Origin of the sequence: Porifericola rhodea, from assembly GCF_030506305.1 — a bacterium.
GTDB lineage: Bacteria > Bacteroidota > Bacteroidia > Cytophagales > Cyclobacteriaceae > Catalinimonas > Catalinimonas rhodea.
The window spans coordinates 3,330,597-3,350,796 of record NZ_CP119421.1 but is presented as its reverse complement, the minus strand read 5'-3'; the positions used below and the strand labels follow the sequence as shown (position 1 = coordinate 3,350,796).

The window sequence follows — 20,200 nt, the reverse complement described above, 5'->3', positions numbered from 1 at the left end:
ACTTGTTCATTCATCTAAGATATGTTTGTATGATAGGGTGGTAGGACTTTGGTTCAGTGTTTTTTTGATGACTGAAACAGAGCCTTCACTTTCCATAATAATGGCCTCCACTTCATCTAAACTATTAAGCTGACTTCTCCTAACAGCGCTTAAAAGGTCTTTCTCACTTACGCGCTCTTTTTTCATATTTTTCTTCAGATATTCTCCCTGATAATAAAGTAGTGTAGGTGAAGAAGAAACAAGTTTGGAGAATAATTTAAAGCGTGTACCCAGAGAAGTTACCAGATACTGAAGCATTATGAGGAGTAAGAAGGCCGTTAACCCTTCGGAGATAGTAACATCTTTGGCAGTGAGCACCCGCCCAAAAGTTGAACCTATAGCGAGCGTCACTATAAAGTCAAAAGCACTCATATTGGTTAATGTTCTCTTGCCCGTAGACCTGAGCAAGAGTACAATACCAAAGTAAGTTAATGAGCCTACTATAATAATTCGTAAGATGGGGCCGCTCCCATCCCAAAATAAGTCGGGAATATTCATGGAAACCATATTTGAACGCTCAGCAAAGTCTTGTTCTATTTTACAAATTCAAGGTCTATGGTACGGCGATCCATATCCGTTTTGATAACTCTTACTTTTAGTTTATCACCTAAAGCGATAATGCGCTTACGACGTTGCCCAATAATTCTGAAGTTTTTAGCATCGTACTCGTAATAATCGTCATCCATTTCTGCCATACGCACCATACCTTCGCAGTGGGTTTCTATCATTTCCACAAACACACCCCATTCGGTTACACCAGAAACAATACCCTCAAATACCCGATCTGTCCCAAACTGCTGCATGTATTGTACCTGCTTATATTTAATAGATGCTCTTTCTGCATCGGCAGCTCTTTTTTCTCGCTCCGAAGAGTGCTCTGCCTTTTTCTCGTACTGCTCTCTTTCGTCTATCTCTACCCCATCCAGGTATTTTTGTAATAAACGGTGCACCATTACATCCGGGTAGCGGCGAATAGGCGAAGTAAAGTGCGCATAATGTTCAAACGCCAACCCAAAGTGACCTTTAGCTTCGGTGGTATATTTTGCCTTGGCCATAGTACGAATAGCCAGTTGCTGCAAAATGTCCTGTTCCGGTTTACCTTCTACCGCCGCCATAAGCTCATTAAGAGAGGCTGAAATAGCATCATCAGAAGTATGCAGTTTGTAACCAAAGCGCTGCGCAAACTCAGAAAACTCCTGAATTTTAGTAATGTCAGGGTAGTCGTGTACACGGTATACGAAAGTATTTTTCTCTTTGCGCTTCTTATAGTGGTAAACAAATTCAGCTACTTTTTTATTGGCGAGCAGCATAAACTCTTCTATCATCTTATGCGCATCTTTACGGATTTTGGGCACTACCTCCAGTGGGTTACCGGCATCATCCAGCTTAAAGCGCACTTCGGTAGTCTCAAAGTTTACGGCACCTTTGGCAAAGCGTTCATTTCTAAGTTTTTTAGCCAGGTTATTTAGCAAAACTACCTCTTCCGCATAGTCTCCTTTTCCGCTTTCTATTCTCTCCTGCGCGTCTTCGTAAGCAAATCTGCGGTCGGAGTGGATTACTGTACGCCCTAGCCATACATCTTTTACTTTGGCATTCTTATCCATTTTAAATACCGCTGAAAAGGTGAGACGGTCCTCATTTGGACGTAGCGAGCATAAATCGTTTGACAGTTTTTCTGGCAACATAGGTATAACTCTATCTACCAGATAAACTGAAGTAGCACGATCCTGCGCTTCTCGCTCCAGAGCAGTATCTTCCTGCAAATAATGAGTTACGTCAGCAATGTGTACACCAATCTCCCATACATCGTCTTCCAGCTTTTGAATAGATAGCGCGTCGTCAAAGTCTTTAGCGTCTACTGGGTCTATAGTAAAGGTAGTGACTTCCCGAAAGTCACGGCGCTTTGCCAGCTCTTTCTGGGTAAGCTTAAATTTAATTTTGCTAGTTTCTTCTTCTACATCGTGCGGAAACTCAAATGGCAGATCAAACTCCGCCATAATAGAGTGTATTTCTGCATTGTTTTCGCCAGCAGGCCCCAGTACTTTTACAACCGTACCCACCGGGCTTTTATCTTCGGTAGGCCATTGGTTTAGTTTTACTATTACCTTATCGTTGTTTTTGGCGCCCTTAAGTTCGTCCAGGCGCACAAAAATATCGTGATGCATTTTACGGCTATCGGGTACTACAAAAGCAAAGCGATTAGACATTTCTACTCTACCTACAAACTCCTGCTTGGTGCGCTCTACAATTTCTATCACCTCTCCTTCTGGACGCTTCTCGCTGGTACCCGGGCCAAAGGAAAGCACCTTAACGATATCACCATCCAGAGCGTTTTGCAGGTAGTCGGCATCTACCTTTATATCTTGCTCTAACTCTTCGCAAATGATAAAGGCAAAACGAGGGTTTACAAAATCAACCTTACCCAGCAAAATTTTGGGCTCAGCAGTTGTCTGGTACTTACCGTTAAGAATTTTTTTGACCTTACCCTCTTCTTCCAGTTTATATAAGATATTAGGAAGAGCATTTTTGGAAGCTTTATCGTTGATGTTAAGTCTACGAGCGATCTGGCGAGGCGAATAAGCCTTGGTGAGGTTAGCATCTAGTAGGCTTAGCGCCTGAAATGCCAGCTGCTCTTTACTGAATTGCTGTTTTTTTGACCGCGAACGGGTCTTTTGATTATTTCTTTTTTTTGGCATTATGTATAATTAAAAAATCTTTGTTTTAGTGATTAGGTGAGCGAATTTATAAAAATCTGTAGCTCAGCCATACACTTTGTGTATTATTGAAATGTTGTATTACTCCTCACATTTTGCCTGCAAGTATAACTCATGGCACTCTGCTATGTTGCAAAAAGTGTAAACATGAGCTACAAAAGGCTTTTTTCTGATGAGATATTCAACATCAGCTGCGTAGTATTGAAGTAATTATTCTTAACGGGAGAGGAAGACTAAAATAATTGAGGATGGATGTAAAATAGTTGTAATTAATGGATAAACCTCTTTAATCAGGCTAAAGTTCAGATTTAGGATTAGGGTAAGTTAAATGAGGTAGAGAGTGGGCTAAACCACATTAATATTTTCCTGCTTAATTGGCTCTAAAGATTGAAGGTGAAGAAAGACCTGGGCTAGCATAGATACATTCCTTTTACAGAAGCGAGCGATTTTATTAATGTCCTGCTCCTCATAATAAATACGATTGATATCACTGGCTTTAATGGCTTCTTCGTTTACTGCATTAACACTAAACAAAACGGCAAGCAGTTCCAGGGTCGTATAGCTTTTATAGTCTCCAAACTTCCACATTTCCATAGTATCCAGGTGGGGAATTTCCCACGACTTTTTGCCGGCTATATTCATAGAAGGGGGCAGCTCTATACCATTAATCAGCATACGACGGCAAAGGAAAGGAATGTCAAATTCTTTACCATTATGCGCACACAACCTAAGCTTTGCCTGATCAAATTTAAGTACCGTCTCCTTAAAGTTTTGCAGAATCTCGCTTTCATTATCACCAGAAATGCATTTGATCCGTAATTCCGTTTCATCATTTTCCAGAGTATGGAAGATGCCAACTGAAATTACGACCACCTTGCCATACTCTGCATAGATACCTGCACGGCTAAAGTACATTTCTTCTACGCTAAGCTCTTCGCGGTTTTTGAGGTTAGAAGCTTTTCTGCTCCACTCCTCTTTTAGCACCTCATCAAGCTCGTTAAAGTCAGGCTTAGCAGATACTGTCTCAATATCTACAAAAAGCAGATTGTTTAAGTTTAGGTCTTGTGTCATGTCAAATCGGTTATTTGATAAGGTATAAATACACAAGCCAGCAAAAGGTTTGTAGCAGCTGTCTACTTCTCAAAATCTTTAAACAGCATACTGGGTTGAATACCAGTATTATGTTGATACTTTTTGCTATGATAGGCCTCGTATTCTCCTTCTATAGTATGATAAAAAATCTGACAAATTTCAACACCAGCATATATGCGGATGGGCTGCACGCAAAACATTTCCAAAGTCCAGAAGCCGGAAAATCCAACGTCTCCAAAGCCAGCTGTAATATGTACGAACAGGCCTAACCTACCAATAGAGGAACGACCTTCCAGCATGGGCACACAATTGTGTGTTTCGGTAAACTCCAGGGTACGCCCCAGGTAAAGCTTGTCTTTCTCCAGCAAAAGTCCTTCTTCAGGTATAGTAATTTTAGTGGCAGTATTTTCCAATTTCATATCCAGCTCATTACTATCGTATACCAGCAGGTCTTCGTGTAGTCGCAGGTTGTAGCTGTTAGGATTAAGTTGCTCTTTACGATAAGGGTCAATAATGATGTCTTTGCCCAGTTTTGATTCTATACTTTTACCGGAAAGGATCATGTAATTTTTTTGTTCAGTAGTTTTCTGATAAATATATTAATAATCAGCACTAAGGCCTATGCTAGCTTCTGATGCTGAATGTTTTTCAAAAGTAGATAAATAATAAAAGTAAAGCATCATTGGAGATGACAATGTAGTACAGTAAAAAAAAATCGTCTTTTTTTTGGGATAGCTATTGTATTTTCAAAACCCGTATTTATCTTTGTACTCCCATTCGGAAACAAGCAATAAGCGAAAGTAGCTCAGCTGGTAGAGCGCAACCTTGCCAAGGTTGAGGTCGCGGGTTCGAACCCCGTCTTTCGCTCAAACAAAAGCGACTCCCAGAACGCATAATAGGTGAGTCGCTTTGCTGTTCTAAGCAATTTGAGTTTAATACTCATGCCGGGATGGTGGAATTGGTAGACACGCAAGACTTAAAATCTTGTGACCATTAGGTCGTGCGGGTTCAAGTCCCGCTCCTGGTACTCAAAGCCTGAAAGAAGTTTCTTTCAGGCTTTTTTTTATGTTCTGTCGGTTTCTAATACGCCCCGGAAGAATATGTGAGCTCATAGCTATGCGTATAAATCTCAAAGACAATTCCGAATGGGTCTTCTACATAGCACATTTTGTATGGCTTTTCTCCCGGGTAGTATTCACGTACGGGCATACGTTGCTTACCTCCCCGGTCTACTATCTTTTTAATGAGGCCATCAATATCCGGATCCTGTACGCAGAAATGAAAAAGCCCTGTCTGAAAAGGGTTAAAATCTCCTTTGGCTTCCATTTTAGAGGGAAAAGAAAAAAGCTCTATTCCAACTCCGTCAGAAGTTGACATGTGAGCGATCTGGAATGCTCCCCAACCTTCACCAAAAACATCAATACACATCTGCCCTACCGGGGTCTCTTTTTCTTCTTTTACTTCACTGGGTTCCATAATTGTATACCAACCCATCACTTCAGAGTAGAAGTCTACAGCTGCCTGTATGTCTGGAACAGTAAGGCCAATATGTGAAAATGAACGTGGATAGTTTTCTACTGTCGGCATAATAGTAATTATTTATATTTACGAATTCGCTAACGATAGTTAGCTCAACGCAACTTTCCGACAGAGGTTAATCTAATTGTTGAAATTGATCCATTCCGCACTTTGCTGATTTGCTTGAATATGCAGTAAGTCTGAAGTTACATAGACCAGTAAAAATCCTTAAACTAAGTGAGGAGATGAGCGTTAGTTAGTATGTATTCAACTTGAATAACTTTTTAACCTAACACATCACAAATTTTTACAGATATGGCCGTACTAGGCAATATTATTAAAACAGCTCTGGAGTTTACTGATAGGGTTGTACCAGAATCCTCTCCTATAGAGGAACAAAAAGAAACACTTACGCAACTGCTGAAAAAAGCCAGAAATACTGCTTTTGGCAAATACTATAATTTTTCAAAACTACTTGAGAAAGAGGATATGTATCAGGCTTTTGCGGATACGGTACCTTACCATGACTATAATCTCATTTCCGAAGAATGGTGGCAACGCCAGTTAGAGGGAGCCGAAGATATTACCTGGCCCGGCAAACCTAATTATTATGCCCTGAGTTCAGGTACTACCGGAAATAGCAGCAAACGTATTCCTGTAACCGACGACATGCTGGACGCGATTCGTAAAACTGGTATCGCTCAGGTATTGGCTCTCTCCAATTTTGATTTACCTGCTGACTTTTTTGAGCGTGAAGTAATGATGCTGGGTAGTTCTACCGATCTGGGGCATAATGGAGACCATCTTGAGGGAGAGATTAGCGGTATTTCTGCCAGCAATATTCCTTCCTGGTTCAGAGGCTATTATCGTCCGGGCGCTGAGATTTCTGCCCTCTCTGACTGGGACGAAAGAGTGGAGCAGATTGCTAAAAACGCAAAAGACTGGGATATTGGGGCACTAAGTGGTATTCCTTCCTGGAATGAACTCATGTTAAAAAAGGTAATTGAATACCATAACCTAAACCACATCCATGAGATATGGCCTAACCTAAGTGTTTTTACTTCTGGAGGCGTCGCCTTTGAACCTTACCGTAAAAGTTTTGAGGCTTTGCTGGGTCACCCTATCACAATTATTGACACTTATCTTACCTCAGAGGGCTTTATCGCTTTTCAGGCTCGCCCTAATGAGCATATGGCCATGAAGCTTTCTACTCGCAATGGAATTTTCTTTGAGTTTGTTCCTTTCAAAGATGAACATATAGATGAGAACGGCGCCATAGTACAGGGAACCAAAGCTCTTACACTAGAAGAAGTGGAGGAAGGTGTAGACTATGCCTTAATAATTTCCACTGTATCTGGAGCATGGCGCTACATGATAGGCGACACCATACAATTTACCGACAAAAAGAGAGCGGAAATAATCATCTCTGGTCGTACCAAGCACTTTTTAAATGTGGTAGGCTCTCAGCTATCAGTACTGAAAATGAACGACGGAATTAAGCATCTGGAAGAAAAATTCAATATTGCTATTCCTGAGTTCACAGTTGCTGCCGTACGTCCCGAAAACGACTATATACATCATTGGTATCTGGGTGTAGACAGCGACACTGATACTGATGAAAAAGCTCTTGCCGAAGCATTAGATGAACATTTGAAGAGTGTGAATAAAAACTATAATGTAGCACGAAGCAAAGCTTTAAAAGATGTTAAAGTAAGTGTAGTATCTCCTGATGTTTTTTATCAATGGAATGAGCGCGAAAAGAAAAAGGGCGGACAGGTGAAGATGCCTCGTGTGATGAAAGAGGAAGAGTTTAACGAATGGCAAGAGTTTAACAAAAGTCTATAAGGTAGATTAATCATTATCTACCTCATCAATTGGAAGCAGGCTGTCATCATCATCATCAATGTGCTCCATAACTTCTTCAGGCGACATATAAAGTCGCCTGATTCTGTTTTTATAAGTCATTGGTATTTGTGCGTGATCCAAAATAAAATTTTTGGTGCTTAAAATTTCGCTTCCCAGACCGTGGTTAATCGCAAACAAATCAGCGGTTTGCTCTGCCCTTTTCAGGTATGATTCTGAACTTAAATACCCAAGCCCAAAACGAATAAGTCCCAGCCCGCTTCTTGTCTGATAATCCATAATATGGCCCAACTCATGACCTATCCAGCCGATCAGTGTTTCTCGCGGTAATTCTTCTACAGGTATTGATTTCTCTTTCAGCTTGAGAGCCGGCGTAATTTTAACCACATAGGCTCGTTTACGCCTGGACTGAAAAATTCCAAACCAGCGAGGCTGTGCCTGCATAAAAGATTTGATAATATCTTTGCGAAACACAAAGTCTATAGGTGTATTCTTTAGTTCAGGGTAGTGAGACAAAGCTTCTAGTACCTCATCTCTAATTACATCAGGAATACGCTTATTTTTAGCAAAATCTATAGTAGTTGTAGTCACCTCTTTTCTTTTATAATCCAGACTATGCTGCACAGCGCACCCATCTATGAGCACGCACATAAGTATACATATCAGCACGAAGCCGTATCGCATATTGTATTGAATTAAAGCTTGCCGAGAACCAAACGAAGTATGGGGTTACATCTAGTTCTACCATTTACTCAACACCTACAAAAAATAAATGTTCTCCTGCGTAAGAAAAGCTTAGAAAGTGACTGTTTTCCTGAAGACTTAATTGATATTTAAATATGCCTCTAGTTTGTCTGATAGGCGCTTCGCTACATCCTTCTGCTCCTGGTAGAGATTTTGAGTTTGAGAAGGATCCTCTTTCAGATTAAAAAGCTGAGGTTCCGCCTCTGGCGAAGGGTACCCCTCTGGACGTGGATAACCGGCTGTAAAACCACCAGCTCCGGGGCCATTAATATAAACCCAGTCTCCCTCACGCATAGCATATAGGCCATATACAGACTCTACCAACAGAGTATTGCGTAGACCCGGAATGTTTTCCTCACCCATAAGCACTGGTAAAAAGCTGTAACTATCTTCGGCTGCTGTACTTTGGGAAAGAGGGATATTATTGAGCTCTGCGAGTGTCGCCATCATGTCTGTAAAGCACACGAGCTGATCGCTACTGCTGTTAGGAGCAATTTTGCCCTTCCAACGTGCGATAAATGGCATACGGTGGCCTCCTTCATAAACATCGCCCTTCATCCCGTTTAGATGAGCCGTAGCCTGATGCTGGTATTTTTCTACATCTTCCGGAAACCAGACCGGCCCATTATCACTACTAAAGAAGATTAATGTTTCTTCATCCAGATTAGCTTCTTGCAGGTAATTAAGTATACTACCTACCGTCTGGTCTACCTGATAAACAAAATCACCATAAGTTCCAGCCTCACTTTTGCCCTCGTATTCTTTTAATGGCAGCCAGGGAGTATGGGGCGCAGCTAAGGCTACATACAAAAAGAAAGGTTTATCAGATTGAGCTTCATGATTTTTAAGAAACTCTATACTTTTCTCCTGAAAGCGTGGCAGCACCTGCTCGTGATCAAAATCAGCTGATATGTTTCCTCCTCTCCAAAATGCCCCCTGTATAGGGCTTACATCAGGAGAGTTGTTCCCCTCAATGGTTTCAGTAGGGAGTGATATACACTGGTTATTTTCTATGTAATAGTAAGGCGGAATATCTAAAGATGCAGGAATACCGTAAAAATAGTCAAAACCACGGTCCACCGGGCCGGAGCTAAGCACACCATTGGGTTCAGGCTGTTTTTCGTTCTCGCCCATGCCTAAATGCCACTTACCCACACAAGCAGTAGTATAGCCAGCTTCTTTTAGCATAGCAGGCAGTGTCAGACGATCTTTTTCTATCCACGAACCTTCAAAAGTACCCGTGCGGCGTACTGGATAACGACCCGTGATAAGACCATAACGCGAAGGTACACAAACCGCAGCAGGAGCATGAGCATCTGTAAACCGCATTCCTTCAGAGGCTAATTTATTCAGGGCGGGAGTAGGTATTTTAGAATCTGGGTTAAAAGCGGACATATCCCCATAACCCATATCATCTACTAAAATAAAAAGAATATTAGGCGATTTCTGAGGCTGGTCCTGTATCTCCTGTGACGGGGATTGGCAGCTTAAAACAGTTAACATTATGAAGGTAGTCAGGCGCGTAAAGAGATGCATATTGAGCAGATATAATATTAAGTATCTACTAATATAGCACTAATGATAAGTACACCTACCCTTTTCATAAATTAGTCAATTTTTCGGTTAACTTACTTGAGGACGGGATCAATACATAAAAAAAGCCCGGACAAATGGCCCGAGCTCAAGTTATATAATCATTGTATCCTAATCATTTACTGTAAATGAGATTTTGGCGTTTACTCCATAGGATACTATCTGATTGTTTTCCACATTGGCTTTCATTTCTTTCACGTAAACCGATGTTATGTTCTTCACAGATTTTGAAGCTTCTGTTAACGCATTTCTTACTGCATCATCAAAGCTTTTTTCTGATCCTGCGATTACTTCAATAATTTTTGTTACTGCCATGATTAAAAAATTTGTGGTTTAAAAAAGTTTCGTGTGTTTGAGCACCCTACCCAATAACAACTATAAAGGTAGACTCAGGTATAATACATTCCTGCCGCACAATTGTTTGGGATACTAATAAGGGTCAGGCTTAAACAGCTTAAGGTCATTAGTAAAAAAAATATTTTCAGGATTATAAGTAGCCCCTCACTGCTATCAATATACAATGAAGAACTCTTCAGCGGCAAAAGTCGTTTTAAAATGTACAACATTAACACATTATTAATGAATACTACCCAAACGCAGAACAATATTTTATTAAATGACCTGAGTACGACTTCTCAGAAAAAAGAAGAACCCTACATCTGGCGATATTTACGTTCTTACGAAGGAAAAGCCATGGCAGAACTGGTAATCTGGGAAGAAAAAATGCGTAAAGCACCCAGCCTTGCGAATAAGATTTCTAAAGGCATACAGCAGCGTATCAATACTATTATTCCTGAAAGAATCCACCGGGCGGTTACCCTGGCGATCAAACAGATGGTGCGCTCAATCATCTTCGGTTCAGAGTTTACTACCAAAAAGCCATTTACCAGCATCAGCTTTAAAGAACGTGAAGATAAAGCACGCCGCTGCATAGACATTTATAATAAACTAGCTGCTACCGAAGGAGGCATTACTGGTGCCGGAGGTTTTCTAATGTCTCTGGCAGACTTTCCTTTGTTTCTAAGTCTGAAAATGAAGATGCTGTATGAGATTGCCGCTATCTATGGCTATGATGTGAGAGACTATCGCGAACGGCTGTTTATGCTAAAGATTTTTCAGCTGGCATTTTCCAGCCAGCAGCAGCGCAATGAGGTGTTTGCCCAAATTTATGAGTGGGAAGCACTTAGTAAAACCCTCCCTTATGATATCAATGCTTTTGACTGGCGCACCTTTCAGTTGGAGTATCGTGATTATCTGGATCTGGCCAAGTTAGCTCAGATGATTCCCGGCATAGGTGCAGCAGTTGGGCTAGTTGTCAACTATCGCCTTACCAGGCATCTTGGCAATACAGCCATGAACGCCTACCGTATGCGTTGGCGCGATGCCCATAAGGTAGAAAGGTTTCAGCTATAAGCTTTAGTAGCCGTTTTACGAGTATGAGTAGCAGTTTAACTTGGGAATCTTTTCAAGCTTAAGCTGCTCTTTTCATTTCAATAGTATTTATTTTTTCCTCTAGTCTTTTCTCTCAAACTTTAGGGTTCATCGGATTCCAACACTGAGGCTATTTTCCTTTAATCATCCACAATAGTTAATAGACTGGCTGCCGTGGGGTTTTCAATAGTGCTGTAATTCCCGCCAAACAAAATAACCTTAAGTTATAGTAAGATAAAAATTATTGATTTTTCTTATAGTTTATCTCCCCTTACCTTTGATACTGGAATAAAGATAGAATAAGCTCTGGGTGCGCACCTTACTTTCTCTGCTTTATAGATCTGTTATGGCTGATCGTTCCAACGACTCATTCTTGAGTCATTAATACTAACATCTAACATAATTCTATTAACCAGATCATTTAAGTTAATGAACAAACTTACGTTTATACTAGGATTACTCATCTCCCTGGGAGGTTTTGCGCAGCAAATGACAACTGACTATGGAGCGCCGGTAGGAGATAATCAGAACTCAAAAACTGTGGGTGAATACGGCCCGGTTTTGCTTGAAGACATTCACCTGATAGAGAAACTAGCTTCATTTGACCGAGAAAGAATTCCTGAAAGAGTAGTACATGCCCGTGGCGCAGGTGCTTTTGGTGTGTTTGAGTGTACTAACGATATGTCTGAATACACGATGGCAGCACCTTTTCAGGAAGTTGGAAAGACTACAGACCTATTGGTTAGGTTTTCCACTGTAATTCACGGTAAAGGTTCTCCAGAAACTGCCAGAGACCCCAGAGGCTTTGCCGTAAAATTTTACTCTGAAGAAGGAAATTACGATATCGTAGGAAATAACCTTCCGGTATTCTTCATCCGCGATGCCATTAAGTTTCCTGATATGGTGCATTCGCTCAAGCCTTCTCCGGTAACTAACAAACAGGACCCTAATCGCTTTTTTGACTTCTTCTCTAACATCCCTGAGTCTACTCATATGCTAATGAGATTATACACTGACCTGGGTATACCTGCTGGTTACCAGTATATGGATGGTAGCAGCGTGCATGGCTTCAAGTGGATCAACGAAAAGGGAGAGGTCACATATGTAAAATATAGCTGGAAAACCCGCCAGGGTGTTAAAAACCTGAGTGTAGAAGAGGCGGCAGAACAGCAGGGAAAAGACTGGCAGCATGCTACCATGAGCCTACGTGAAGATATAGATAATAAAGACTACCCTCAGTGGGATCTTTATGTACAGATGATTAAGCCTGAAAATATGCATGACTTTGACTTCTGGCCACTGGATGCTACCAAAGACTGGCCTGAAGAACAGATTCCTCTGCATAAAGTAGGCACTATGACACTTAATGAGAACCCTACTAACTATTTTGAAGAAATAGAAATGGCGGCTTTCTCACCGGGCTCTCTTATTCCTGGGGTAGAACCTTCTGAAGATAAACTATTACAAGGCCGTCTTTTCTCGTACTTTGACACGCACCGCCATCGTTTGGGAGCCAACTACCAACAGATAGAAGTTAACAAGCCTAAACAGAAAGTAGTCAACTACAATGCAGATGGCTATGCCAGCAGCAGAAACAAGGAATTTCCTGAAGCGGATGTTAATTATCAGCCTAGTACACGAACAGAGGTTAAAGATCACAGCAAATACAAAGCTGTAGAAACTCCGGTAAACAATGTCGCTATCACACAGAAGAAGATAAGCAAAACCAATGATTTTGGGCAGGCAGGAGATTTCTATCGCTCGCTCAACAAAGAACAGCAGGCCAGCTTACTCAAAAATCTTCTGGGGGATCTGGGGCAGGTAAAAAGCCGCGACGTACAAATGCAGATGATCACCCATTTCTATATGGCTGATCGCAACTTTGGAATGGCTCTAGCTAAAGAGTTAGGCTACTCTAAAGATGATTTTACAAGACAACATTAATTCCTAATCCAAAGAGGGGCTTGGGATAAGCCTCTCTTTACACTAATACTTCATCCAGCAGAAGAATGCAAAAAACATTACAGTACATTTCAATATCACACCATACAGCGCCGGTAGAAGTAAGAGAGAAATTCCATTTCAGCCATGATGAGTTACATCAGCTGTATGTCCAACTTCCAGAGCTGTACCCTGATATAACTGGCCTCAGTGTTTTAGCTACCTGCAACCGTTCGGAGATTTACTTTGAGTCTACTCAGACTTCTATAGAGCAGATTGTCCATTACTGGCTGAGTATGAAAGGTTTGGGTGACGACTCCCGCTACCTGGAGTATCTACAATTTAGCAGCAGCACCTACGATACTGCCAAGCATCTACTAGACGTTGGTAGCGGCCTACATTCGTTAGTAGTGGGTGATGCCCAAATCATTACACAGGTTAAAGAAGCTTTCCAACGTTCCAGAAATTATCAGTTGCAGGGCACATTACTGGAGAGGCTGATGCAGGCAGTATTTAGAATGCATAAAAGAATTAGCAATGAAACAAGCTTCAGGAGGGGTTCTATGTCAACCGCTTACCAGGCTTTAAAAACAATCAAAAGTCAGTTTGGAGGACAGTTACAGCACAAGCATTTGTTAATTATAGGCTGTGGAGAGATTGGGCAAGAGGTGTTACGATACGTTCATAAGTTTGGCTTTGGAAAAGTAAACCTTGCTAACCGTACCGAAAGTAAAGCAGAAGCTCTTGCCCATCAACATGGGCTGGGAGTTACCCCCTGGCAGCAAGTATTAAGTAACCATTTAGAAGCTTACGATGCCATTATTACGGCAGTTAGCCACTCCCCTTCTCTCATCAAAAGCGCTTGGGGTACTGCTCACAAAAAACGCGTGATAGCCGATCTGGGTATGCCGGCGAATGTTAGTTTTAAACTTAGCCATCAGGAAAATATCAGGCTCATCAACCTAGACAAGCTCGCCGAAGAAAACCACAATACCCGTAATAGCCGCGAAGAGGCAGTTACTAAAGTAGAGCAGATTATAGATAGTGAGCTAGCTGAGATGATGCTATGGCATAAAAAAATGCCTGCAAGAGCAGTATTAGGAGAGTATGCCGCCACAGTGTACGAAGCTGTACGTAATGAGTTAGCTTGTAACAAAAGCCTCAAACTAGCAGATGAGGTACTGGATCAGATTGCACATAACATTAGTAAAAAGCTGGTGAGGCATCCTGCCAGAGCTATACAGTCGCTTAAGTTACAGGAAGCAGAGCCGGAATACCTCAAAACTATAAGCCTATTGCTAAGCAATCAATCATAAGAAGAGCCGCAGCAACAGGCCATATTGTAAAGAATAACAATAAAGACAACGAAAAATGAATAAAAAGGGAGTTTTACTTATCAACCTGGGCACACCTGACTCTCCGGCTACTGCAGATGTAGCCCGTTACCTGAGAGAGTTTTTGATGGACGAAAGAGTAATAGATATACCTTACTGGAAGCGCTGGATGTTAGTTAATTTAATTATCGTCCCCTTTAGAGCACCTAAAGTAAGTAAAGAATACCGCAAACTATGGACAGAAAACGGCTCGCCCCTACTCCATTACGGAAAACAAATAAAGCAGAAACTTCAATATCTGCTAGGTCTGGAATACCAGGTGGAGCTGGCTATGCGCTACCAAAACCCCTCTATAGAGCAGGGCTTACTTAATTTGCGTGCTTCGGGAACAGATGAAATAATGATAGTTCCTCTTTTTCCCCAATACGCTTCGGCTACGGTAGGTTCGGTACACCAGAAAGTGATGGAGATTGTACAGAAATGGCATATTATCCCTAAAATTAATTTTGTCAGTTTCTTTCACCAGCATCCGTTATTTATTTCAACTTTCGCAAACAAAGTAAAGCAGCAGATGCAGGATGGTAACTATGACCATATCCTGTTTAGCTACCATGGCATACCTGAGCGTCATCTGGCCAAAATGAACAGTAGCAGTAATTATTGCGACAAGCCTCACTGTAGCTGCTCTGAAGGACTAAGCCATCGCCCATACTGCTACCGTACAGCCTGCTTTGAAACCTCCAGGCTCATTGCCACAGAAGCAGGTATTAATACAGCGCAATACAGTACATCATTTCAGTCACGCCTGGGTAAAGATCCCTGGATCAAACCCTATACTGACTACACCATCAAGTCTTTAGCTGAGCAGGGAGCCAAAAAGCTTTTAGTAGTCTCCCCCTCTTTTGTAGCTGACTGCCTTGAAACTGTACTGGAGATTGGAGAGGAATACTACGAACTATTTCTGGAGCATGGAGGCGAAAGTTTGAGTATGGTAGAAAGCCTGAACGACGATCAGGCATGGGCAGAGGCGCTCAAAGCCATCGTCTTAGAAAACAATCCACAAACCTCCCTAAACAACTATTACTATGAAGCTATTTAAAGCGCTACTCTTAACTGTACTCACCTGGAGTATTTGTGCAATACAGGCACAGGCTAAAGATATTTTTAGTGCCTCCAGCCAGGGTGATACCGCTACAGTTGTTCAACTGCTACAAGCAGATTCTACACTTATCAACCAGCAAGATCATAGAGGTTATACAGCCCTTACCCTTGCAGCTTACAATGGGCACCAGCATTTGGTAGAACTGCTACTTCAACACGGCGCGGATATCAATGCTTACGATCGTTCCGGCAATACGGCACTAATGGGGTGTGCGTTTAGAGGATATTATGAGATTGCCTCTGCCCTAATTGCTAATAAGGCATCTGTCAATCAGCAGAACTTTAATGGGGCTACTGCTCTCATCTTTGCCTCCACATTTGGGCATGAAGATATCGTAAAACTACTGATAGAAAATGGAGCTCAGGCCGACCTGAAAGATACCCATGGTATGTCTGCTCTAGACCATGCTCGTATGCAGGGCAACAGTAGCATTGTGGCACTGCTGGAAAAAAACTTATAGCTAGCCAATTTAATCTACAGGGGTAGTATGTGTTAAGCTACTACCATTTTATCAGAATGGCTGTTCCCGCTTGGAGCAGTCATTTTTGTTTTTATGCCAATGCCTCTAGCAAAATTATTTATTAGCATTTCTAATGCTGAATAATTTAATCGTTTAAGCTATGGACTGCTTCAGAGCTTCTTTGCCGTTAAGAGAAAATTAATAGCTGTTTTATATAAAGCATTAAGTCAGATTTTAAACAACACTAAAGGTAAATTTAGATTGAGTATTTTTACCAAAACCTCAATTCTACAAAACTGAAATAACATTGCTGCGTTAGCCTATAGACCCTAATAAATAGTATAGACAATGAAAAACTACCTATTACATCTCCTCTGTCTGCTATGTATTTTTACAATTAGCCACCTGGCCTTGGCTCAGGATGAAAAAAAGGAGTACGAAGAAAAAATTGATGAGAGTGAGATTCCTGAAACTATCAAAGAGCTACTTTCTCCAATGATGGAAGATGCCCGAAGAATAAAATACTTCAGAGAGTACGATGAAAACCACTCTGGCTACGAGATAGAAATGGTTTGGGAGGGAAAAAAGCTGAGCATTGAGTTTTACGATGATGGACGGCTAATGGATATTGAAGAACTGATAAGCCATAAAGAGATAGAAGATGAAGCACGGGAAGCCATAGATGAGTATATGGACGATACCTATAAAAGGCACCGTATGCTCCGAATCCAACGACAGTACACTGCCGAAGAAGAAGACGACGAGGATGAAGATGAAGAAATTATTGAGGATTTTATGGAGGGAGATACTGATGACCTTACTATACGCTATGAGATTGTAGCTCAGGTAAAAGGTGAAGAAAAGTATGGACCTTATGAGTTTCTGTTTGATGATGAAGGTAATACCCTAAAAGTACAAAGAATAGACAGAAGATCGTCCGACAATGTATTATACTAACAAGAGACTTATACTTTTTATTAGCAGCCTGCTTTTCTTTGCTCAATATCAGTCTCGGGCACAATCCGCTTTAAAATGGGAGCCAGAGTTTTCGTATACGATGGGTGCATTTGAGCACTGGTCTTTTAATGCCAAAATAAACGGACGAAACGTATGGACTGAAAAAGATGAGAACAGCCAGAGAGACTATGCCTGGGAACAGATAGAAACTCAGATTTTTGCAGATTATGAGTTTTTTAATGAAAGTGAGTTTGGTATCGGCTACAATTATACCTGGGAAGGCCCTTTTAACACTGAGGTGAAGGGCTACGAACACCGCTTTATGCAGCAGTATGCTTTTGTTTCTTTCAGCGGGGCCCGACGTATTGCTCACCGAATACGTACTGAACAACATTTTCAGCACGATGGGTTTGAGAATCGCTTCCGCTACCGTATTAGTTATGATTTCCCCCTAAATGGCAGATTACTAGATGATGGAGAGAAGTATATCATCCTCTCTAATGAAGTGCTCTGGTCCTTTAATGCCATTATGCACGAACTAAACAACAGGGCTTATGTAGGGCTGGGTTGGTTTTTTAATAACAAAAGAAAACTGGAGACAGGCATACAATACCGCCTGGAAGGCTTTAATCAGGCGGGGGCAGAAAGCATCTTCCACCTGGTTACCTCTTACTACATCAATCAATAAGCACAAAAAAAGGCCGTTGCCACAGGCGACGACCTTTCCGCTATATAATCCATCCGTAAGACAATCTTTAGAAATCCATATCATTTCCTCCACCATCGTAACCTCCATCACGGCCACCTCTTTCTCCTCTCTGGCGTCCTTTAATGTCGTTGAGACGATACGTAAATGAGAGTGTAATCTGGCGCACACCCCACTGAAATTCAGCATCTTCGTACAAGGTATCGGTAATTGTTTCGTATCTGAATTTGCGGGTATTAAACATATCTCTTACACTAAGGGCAAGAGTTCCTTTCTTCTGCAAAATATCCCTGGTAGCACCCAGGTCTATAGCATATAGTGCTTTTCTTCTGCCCTGAGTTGTCTCTTCCGGTGCACGATAAAATCCACTCATTTGTACATCAAAAAGCCCCGCTAGTTTCCATTTAGAAGTAAAACGCCCACTCATAGTATAAGTATCTGCATCCAGAGCTTCTCCTCTAAACTCTCCTTCGGTAATGGAGCGGTAAAAATTCATATTCGCGTTGATATTCCACCAGGCAAAAAGATCTTTAGAACCATTGAGTTCAAAGCCGTAAGCATTCTGGGTACTTAGGTTTTCCGGACGGGTGTAAGTTATTACTACGGTATCACTTCCTACAACATCCTCCTCAGACCAACGCACTCGCTCTACTACATCATCTGTAAAGCGGTAGTAAGCTCCAAAGTAAACATTACCGCTAGGGTAATTTAGCAGGTAACCAAACTCATAGCTATCAGTAAACTCTGGGTCCAGGTCAGGGTTACCAGTACGTATGTTACGAGCATCTGTGTAGCTTGAGAAAGGGTTGAGTGACCTGAATCCCGGGCGATTAATTCTGCGGCTGTAACTGGCCTGTAATGAGTTGGTTTTGCTTAAAGAGTAAGTTAAAAATGCACTTGGGAAAAGGCTCAGATAATCTTTATCATTCTTAGTGTCTGTATCAATCAGGTGGGTAGTAATATCAGAAGCTTCAGCTCTTAATCCTCCCTGGTAAGACCACTTGCCGGTTTTGTTGCTCAATATGGCATATGCGGCATATATATTTTCATCGTAGGCAAAAGTATTGGTAAAACCAGGCAGGTTAACCCATTCGCCAGATTCCTGCTGCTGCTCTACATTGTAAGCATTATCAATCTGCCTGAGTGTATTACGAAGCCCGGTTTCAAACTTGGCATTTTCTAAGAAAGGATGCACATAATCTGCCTGAATCAACCATTGCTTCTCATTTTCATCGTTCAAAGAGCGCTGAAAAAGTGTAGGCATCATATTTTCATCAAATCCCTCGTACTCATTCTGGTCAGAGTCCTCTATCTCCCCGCTCTGTCGGTACTGTACATTGGCGGTAAGCTCTCTTCCCTTTTGCTGATATGTTCTTTTATAATATAGCTCATACTCCTGATTTTCTTCATCTTCAAATTCACGGTCGGTACGTAGGGTACGTCTTAGAAATTCGTTATCTAATGTATAATCACGGTACCAGGTATCGGTATTATTGTCCTGCTCAGACACATTGTAAAGCAATGAAGCAGTCAGCGTATTGTACTCATTAAATATAAAGTCTGTTCCTACACGAATGTTATTGGAAAGGCCTCCTCTTATTCTGTCGTTTTCGCGTAAAGTAACATATGCGGTATCCTGATTATTAAATCTCTGATAAGAGCTGCCCTGCCCCGGGCGCTGACGATAGTTGACTCCGTAGTTCACGAAAAAATTCATCCAGCTCTGACGATAGTTCAGGTTTATTGAAGCTCCATAGTTCTCAGGTGTACCTACATTGGCAGTGAACGAACCATTAAGACCAGATTTTTTCTCTTTCTTCAACACTATGTTTATGATACCCGCAGAGCCTTCAGCATCGTATCTGGCAGAGGGGTTAGTTACTACTTCTACTCTCTCAATAGCATCTCCCTGTAGGGTTCGCAAACCATCAGTATCGCCTATGCCAATTAGGCCAGAGGGCTTGCCATCTACCAGTATGCGCACGTTTCCACTGCCTCTCAGGCTTACGTTACCATCTACATCAACAGTTACCGAAGGCAGATTATCTAAAACCTCAGAAGCATTTCTACCGGTATTACTCAGGTCTTGAGAGACATTAAATACGCGTTTATCCAGTTCCAGTACCATTTGCTCTTTCTGCCCTTCAACTACCACTTCTGCCAGAGTAGAAGTATTGGGGCTAAGGCTTATTTTTCCCAGATTTTTGTTACTGCTGCCTAGTTGTATGCCGTCAATTACTTTAGCATCGTAAGAGACAAACTGTATCTTTACCATATACCTTCCGGGATCAGCACTAATGCTAAAATTTCCCTGATTATCGGTATAGCCCCCTGTAACCAGGGTGGAATCCGGGCCTTGTAATAAGCTTACAGTAGTGTATTCTAATGGCTCACCAGACTCGGCGTCTAGTACTGTGCCACTAATATTGCCCTGTGCCAGGAGGAGGTGTGTACTAAAAAGGCAGAGGACTAAGGGTAGTAATGATTTGTACATGTCAGAAAAAAGGTTTTGAAAAAGGTTTAGCTAGCTCTTGTACTATACTTGAACGGGCTAAATACACTTAAAAGCCTATTTTCTGAAGCCTTATAGACAAATGATTACTACTTATAGACAAAAGCCTCCCTAGGGAGGTAAATGACCGTTTT

The 20,200-nt window shown here is 41.6% G+C and carries 17 protein-coding genes and 2 tRNA genes; 10 read left to right on the top strand and 9 right to left on the bottom strand.

What is annotated here, in order from left to right; all coding sequences use genetic code 11:
- Positions 1 to 6 precede the first annotated feature (6 nt).
- From PZB74_RS13730 to dcd, 4 genes are all read right to left on the bottom strand, one after another.
- Positions 7 to 537, bottom strand: coding sequence for a DUF421 domain-containing protein (locus tag PZB74_RS13730; protein WP_302236940.1), 531 nt, complete (start codon positions 535 to 537; stop codon positions 7 to 9).
- Between the two features lie 35 nt (positions 538 to 572).
- Complete coding sequence (gene rnr, locus PZB74_RS13725) at positions 573 to 2,735, bottom strand: ribonuclease R (RefSeq protein ID WP_302236937.1); 2,163 nt, start codon at positions 2,733 to 2,735, stop codon at positions 573 to 575.
- A 363-nt stretch (positions 2,736 to 3,098) separates the two neighbouring features.
- Positions 3,099 to 3,824 (bottom strand): ribonuclease H-like domain-containing protein, encoded by a 726-nt coding sequence (locus PZB74_RS13720; RefSeq protein ID WP_302236935.1) that lies wholly within the window; start codon positions 3,822 to 3,824, stop codon positions 3,099 to 3,101.
- A gap of 62 nt (positions 3,825 to 3,886) precedes the next feature.
- Positions 3,887 to 4,408, bottom strand: coding sequence for a dCTP deaminase (dcd, locus tag PZB74_RS13715; protein WP_302236933.1), 522 nt, complete (start codon positions 4,406 to 4,408; stop codon positions 3,887 to 3,889).
- Between the two features lie 231 nt (positions 4,409 to 4,639).
- Here dcd and PZB74_RS13710 point away from each other — a divergent pair.
- Positions 4,640 to 4,712, top strand: a tRNA-Gly gene (locus PZB74_RS13710).
- A 76-nt stretch (positions 4,713 to 4,788) separates the two neighbouring features.
- A tRNA-Leu gene (locus PZB74_RS13705) sits at positions 4,789 to 4,872 on the top strand.
- 53 nt (positions 4,873 to 4,925) lie between these two features.
- On the opposite strand, the gene PZB74_RS13700 is transcribed toward PZB74_RS13705, so the two are convergent.
- Complete coding sequence (locus PZB74_RS13700; protein WP_302236930.1) at positions 4,926 to 5,432, bottom strand: lactoylglutathione lyase family protein; 507 nt, start codon at positions 5,430 to 5,432, stop codon at positions 4,926 to 4,928.
- A gap of 246 nt (positions 5,433 to 5,678) precedes the next feature.
- Between PZB74_RS13700 and PZB74_RS13695 the strand changes: the two genes are divergently transcribed.
- A complete protein-coding gene (locus PZB74_RS13695) occupies positions 5,679 to 7,208 on the top strand; it encodes a GH3 family acyl-acid amido synthetase (protein ID WP_302236927.1) in 1,530 nt (509 codons plus the stop codon).
- Between the two features lie 6 nt (positions 7,209 to 7,214).
- Here PZB74_RS13695 and PZB74_RS13690 read toward each other — a convergent pair whose 3' ends face one another.
- From PZB74_RS13690 to PZB74_RS13680, 3 genes are all read right to left on the bottom strand, one after another.
- Entirely contained in the window at positions 7,215 to 7,910 is a 696-nt protein-coding gene (locus PZB74_RS13690; RefSeq protein WP_302236925.1) for a hypothetical protein, read from the bottom strand.
- A gap of 138 nt (positions 7,911 to 8,048) precedes the next feature.
- The gene (locus PZB74_RS13685; protein ID WP_302236923.1) at positions 8,049 to 9,473 is read right to left on the bottom strand and encodes a sulfatase family protein; all 1,425 of its coding nucleotides are present in this window, start codon (positions 9,471 to 9,473) and stop codon (positions 8,049 to 8,051) included.
- A 201-nt stretch (positions 9,474 to 9,674) separates the two neighbouring features.
- Entirely contained in the window at positions 9,675 to 9,878 is a 204-nt protein-coding gene (locus tag PZB74_RS13680; RefSeq protein WP_302236922.1) for a dodecin family protein, read from the bottom strand.
- 264 nt (positions 9,879 to 10,142) lie between these two features.
- Between PZB74_RS13680 and PZB74_RS13675 the strand changes: the two genes are divergently transcribed.
- From PZB74_RS13675 to PZB74_RS13645, 7 genes are all read left to right on the top strand, one after another.
- The gene (locus PZB74_RS13675; protein WP_367281445.1) at positions 10,143 to 10,976 is read left to right on the top strand and encodes an EcsC family protein; all 834 of its coding nucleotides are present in this window, start codon (positions 10,143 to 10,145) and stop codon (positions 10,974 to 10,976) included.
- A gap of 447 nt (positions 10,977 to 11,423) precedes the next feature.
- Positions 11,424 to 12,938, top strand: a complete 1,515-nt coding sequence (locus tag PZB74_RS13670) for a catalase (RefSeq protein WP_302236920.1) — start codon at positions 11,424 to 11,426, stop codon at positions 12,936 to 12,938.
- A gap of 65 nt (positions 12,939 to 13,003) precedes the next feature.
- The gene (gene hemA, locus PZB74_RS13665; protein ID WP_302236918.1) at positions 13,004 to 14,251 is read left to right on the top strand and encodes a glutamyl-tRNA reductase; all 1,248 of its coding nucleotides are present in this window, start codon (positions 13,004 to 13,006) and stop codon (positions 14,249 to 14,251) included.
- Between the two features lie 55 nt (positions 14,252 to 14,306).
- Positions 14,307 to 15,368: a ferrochelatase gene (gene hemH, locus PZB74_RS13660; RefSeq protein ID WP_302236915.1), complete on the top strand. Its 1,062-nt coding sequence runs from the start codon at positions 14,307 to 14,309 to the stop codon at positions 15,366 to 15,368.
- A complete protein-coding gene (locus tag PZB74_RS13655; RefSeq protein WP_302236912.1) occupies positions 15,355 to 15,891 on the top strand; it encodes an ankyrin repeat domain-containing protein in 537 nt (178 codons plus the stop codon). The genes hemH and PZB74_RS13655 overlap by 14 nt, the downstream gene beginning before the upstream one ends.
- A gap of 348 nt (positions 15,892 to 16,239) precedes the next feature.
- Positions 16,240 to 16,848, top strand: a complete 609-nt coding sequence (locus PZB74_RS13650; protein ID WP_302236910.1) for a hypothetical protein — start codon at positions 16,240 to 16,242, stop codon at positions 16,846 to 16,848.
- Positions 16,835 to 17,536, top strand: a complete 702-nt coding sequence (locus PZB74_RS13645; RefSeq protein WP_302236909.1) for a DUF2490 domain-containing protein — start codon at positions 16,835 to 16,837, stop codon at positions 17,534 to 17,536. The genes PZB74_RS13650 and PZB74_RS13645 overlap by 14 nt, the downstream gene beginning before the upstream one ends.
- Positions 17,537 to 17,603: 67 nt before the next feature.
- Here PZB74_RS13645 and PZB74_RS13640 read toward each other — a convergent pair whose 3' ends face one another.
- The gene (locus tag PZB74_RS13640) at positions 17,604 to 20,048 is read right to left on the bottom strand and encodes a TonB-dependent receptor (RefSeq protein ID WP_302236907.1); all 2,445 of its coding nucleotides are present in this window, start codon (positions 20,046 to 20,048) and stop codon (positions 17,604 to 17,606) included.
- Between the last annotated feature and the right edge of the window lie 152 nt (positions 20,049 to 20,200).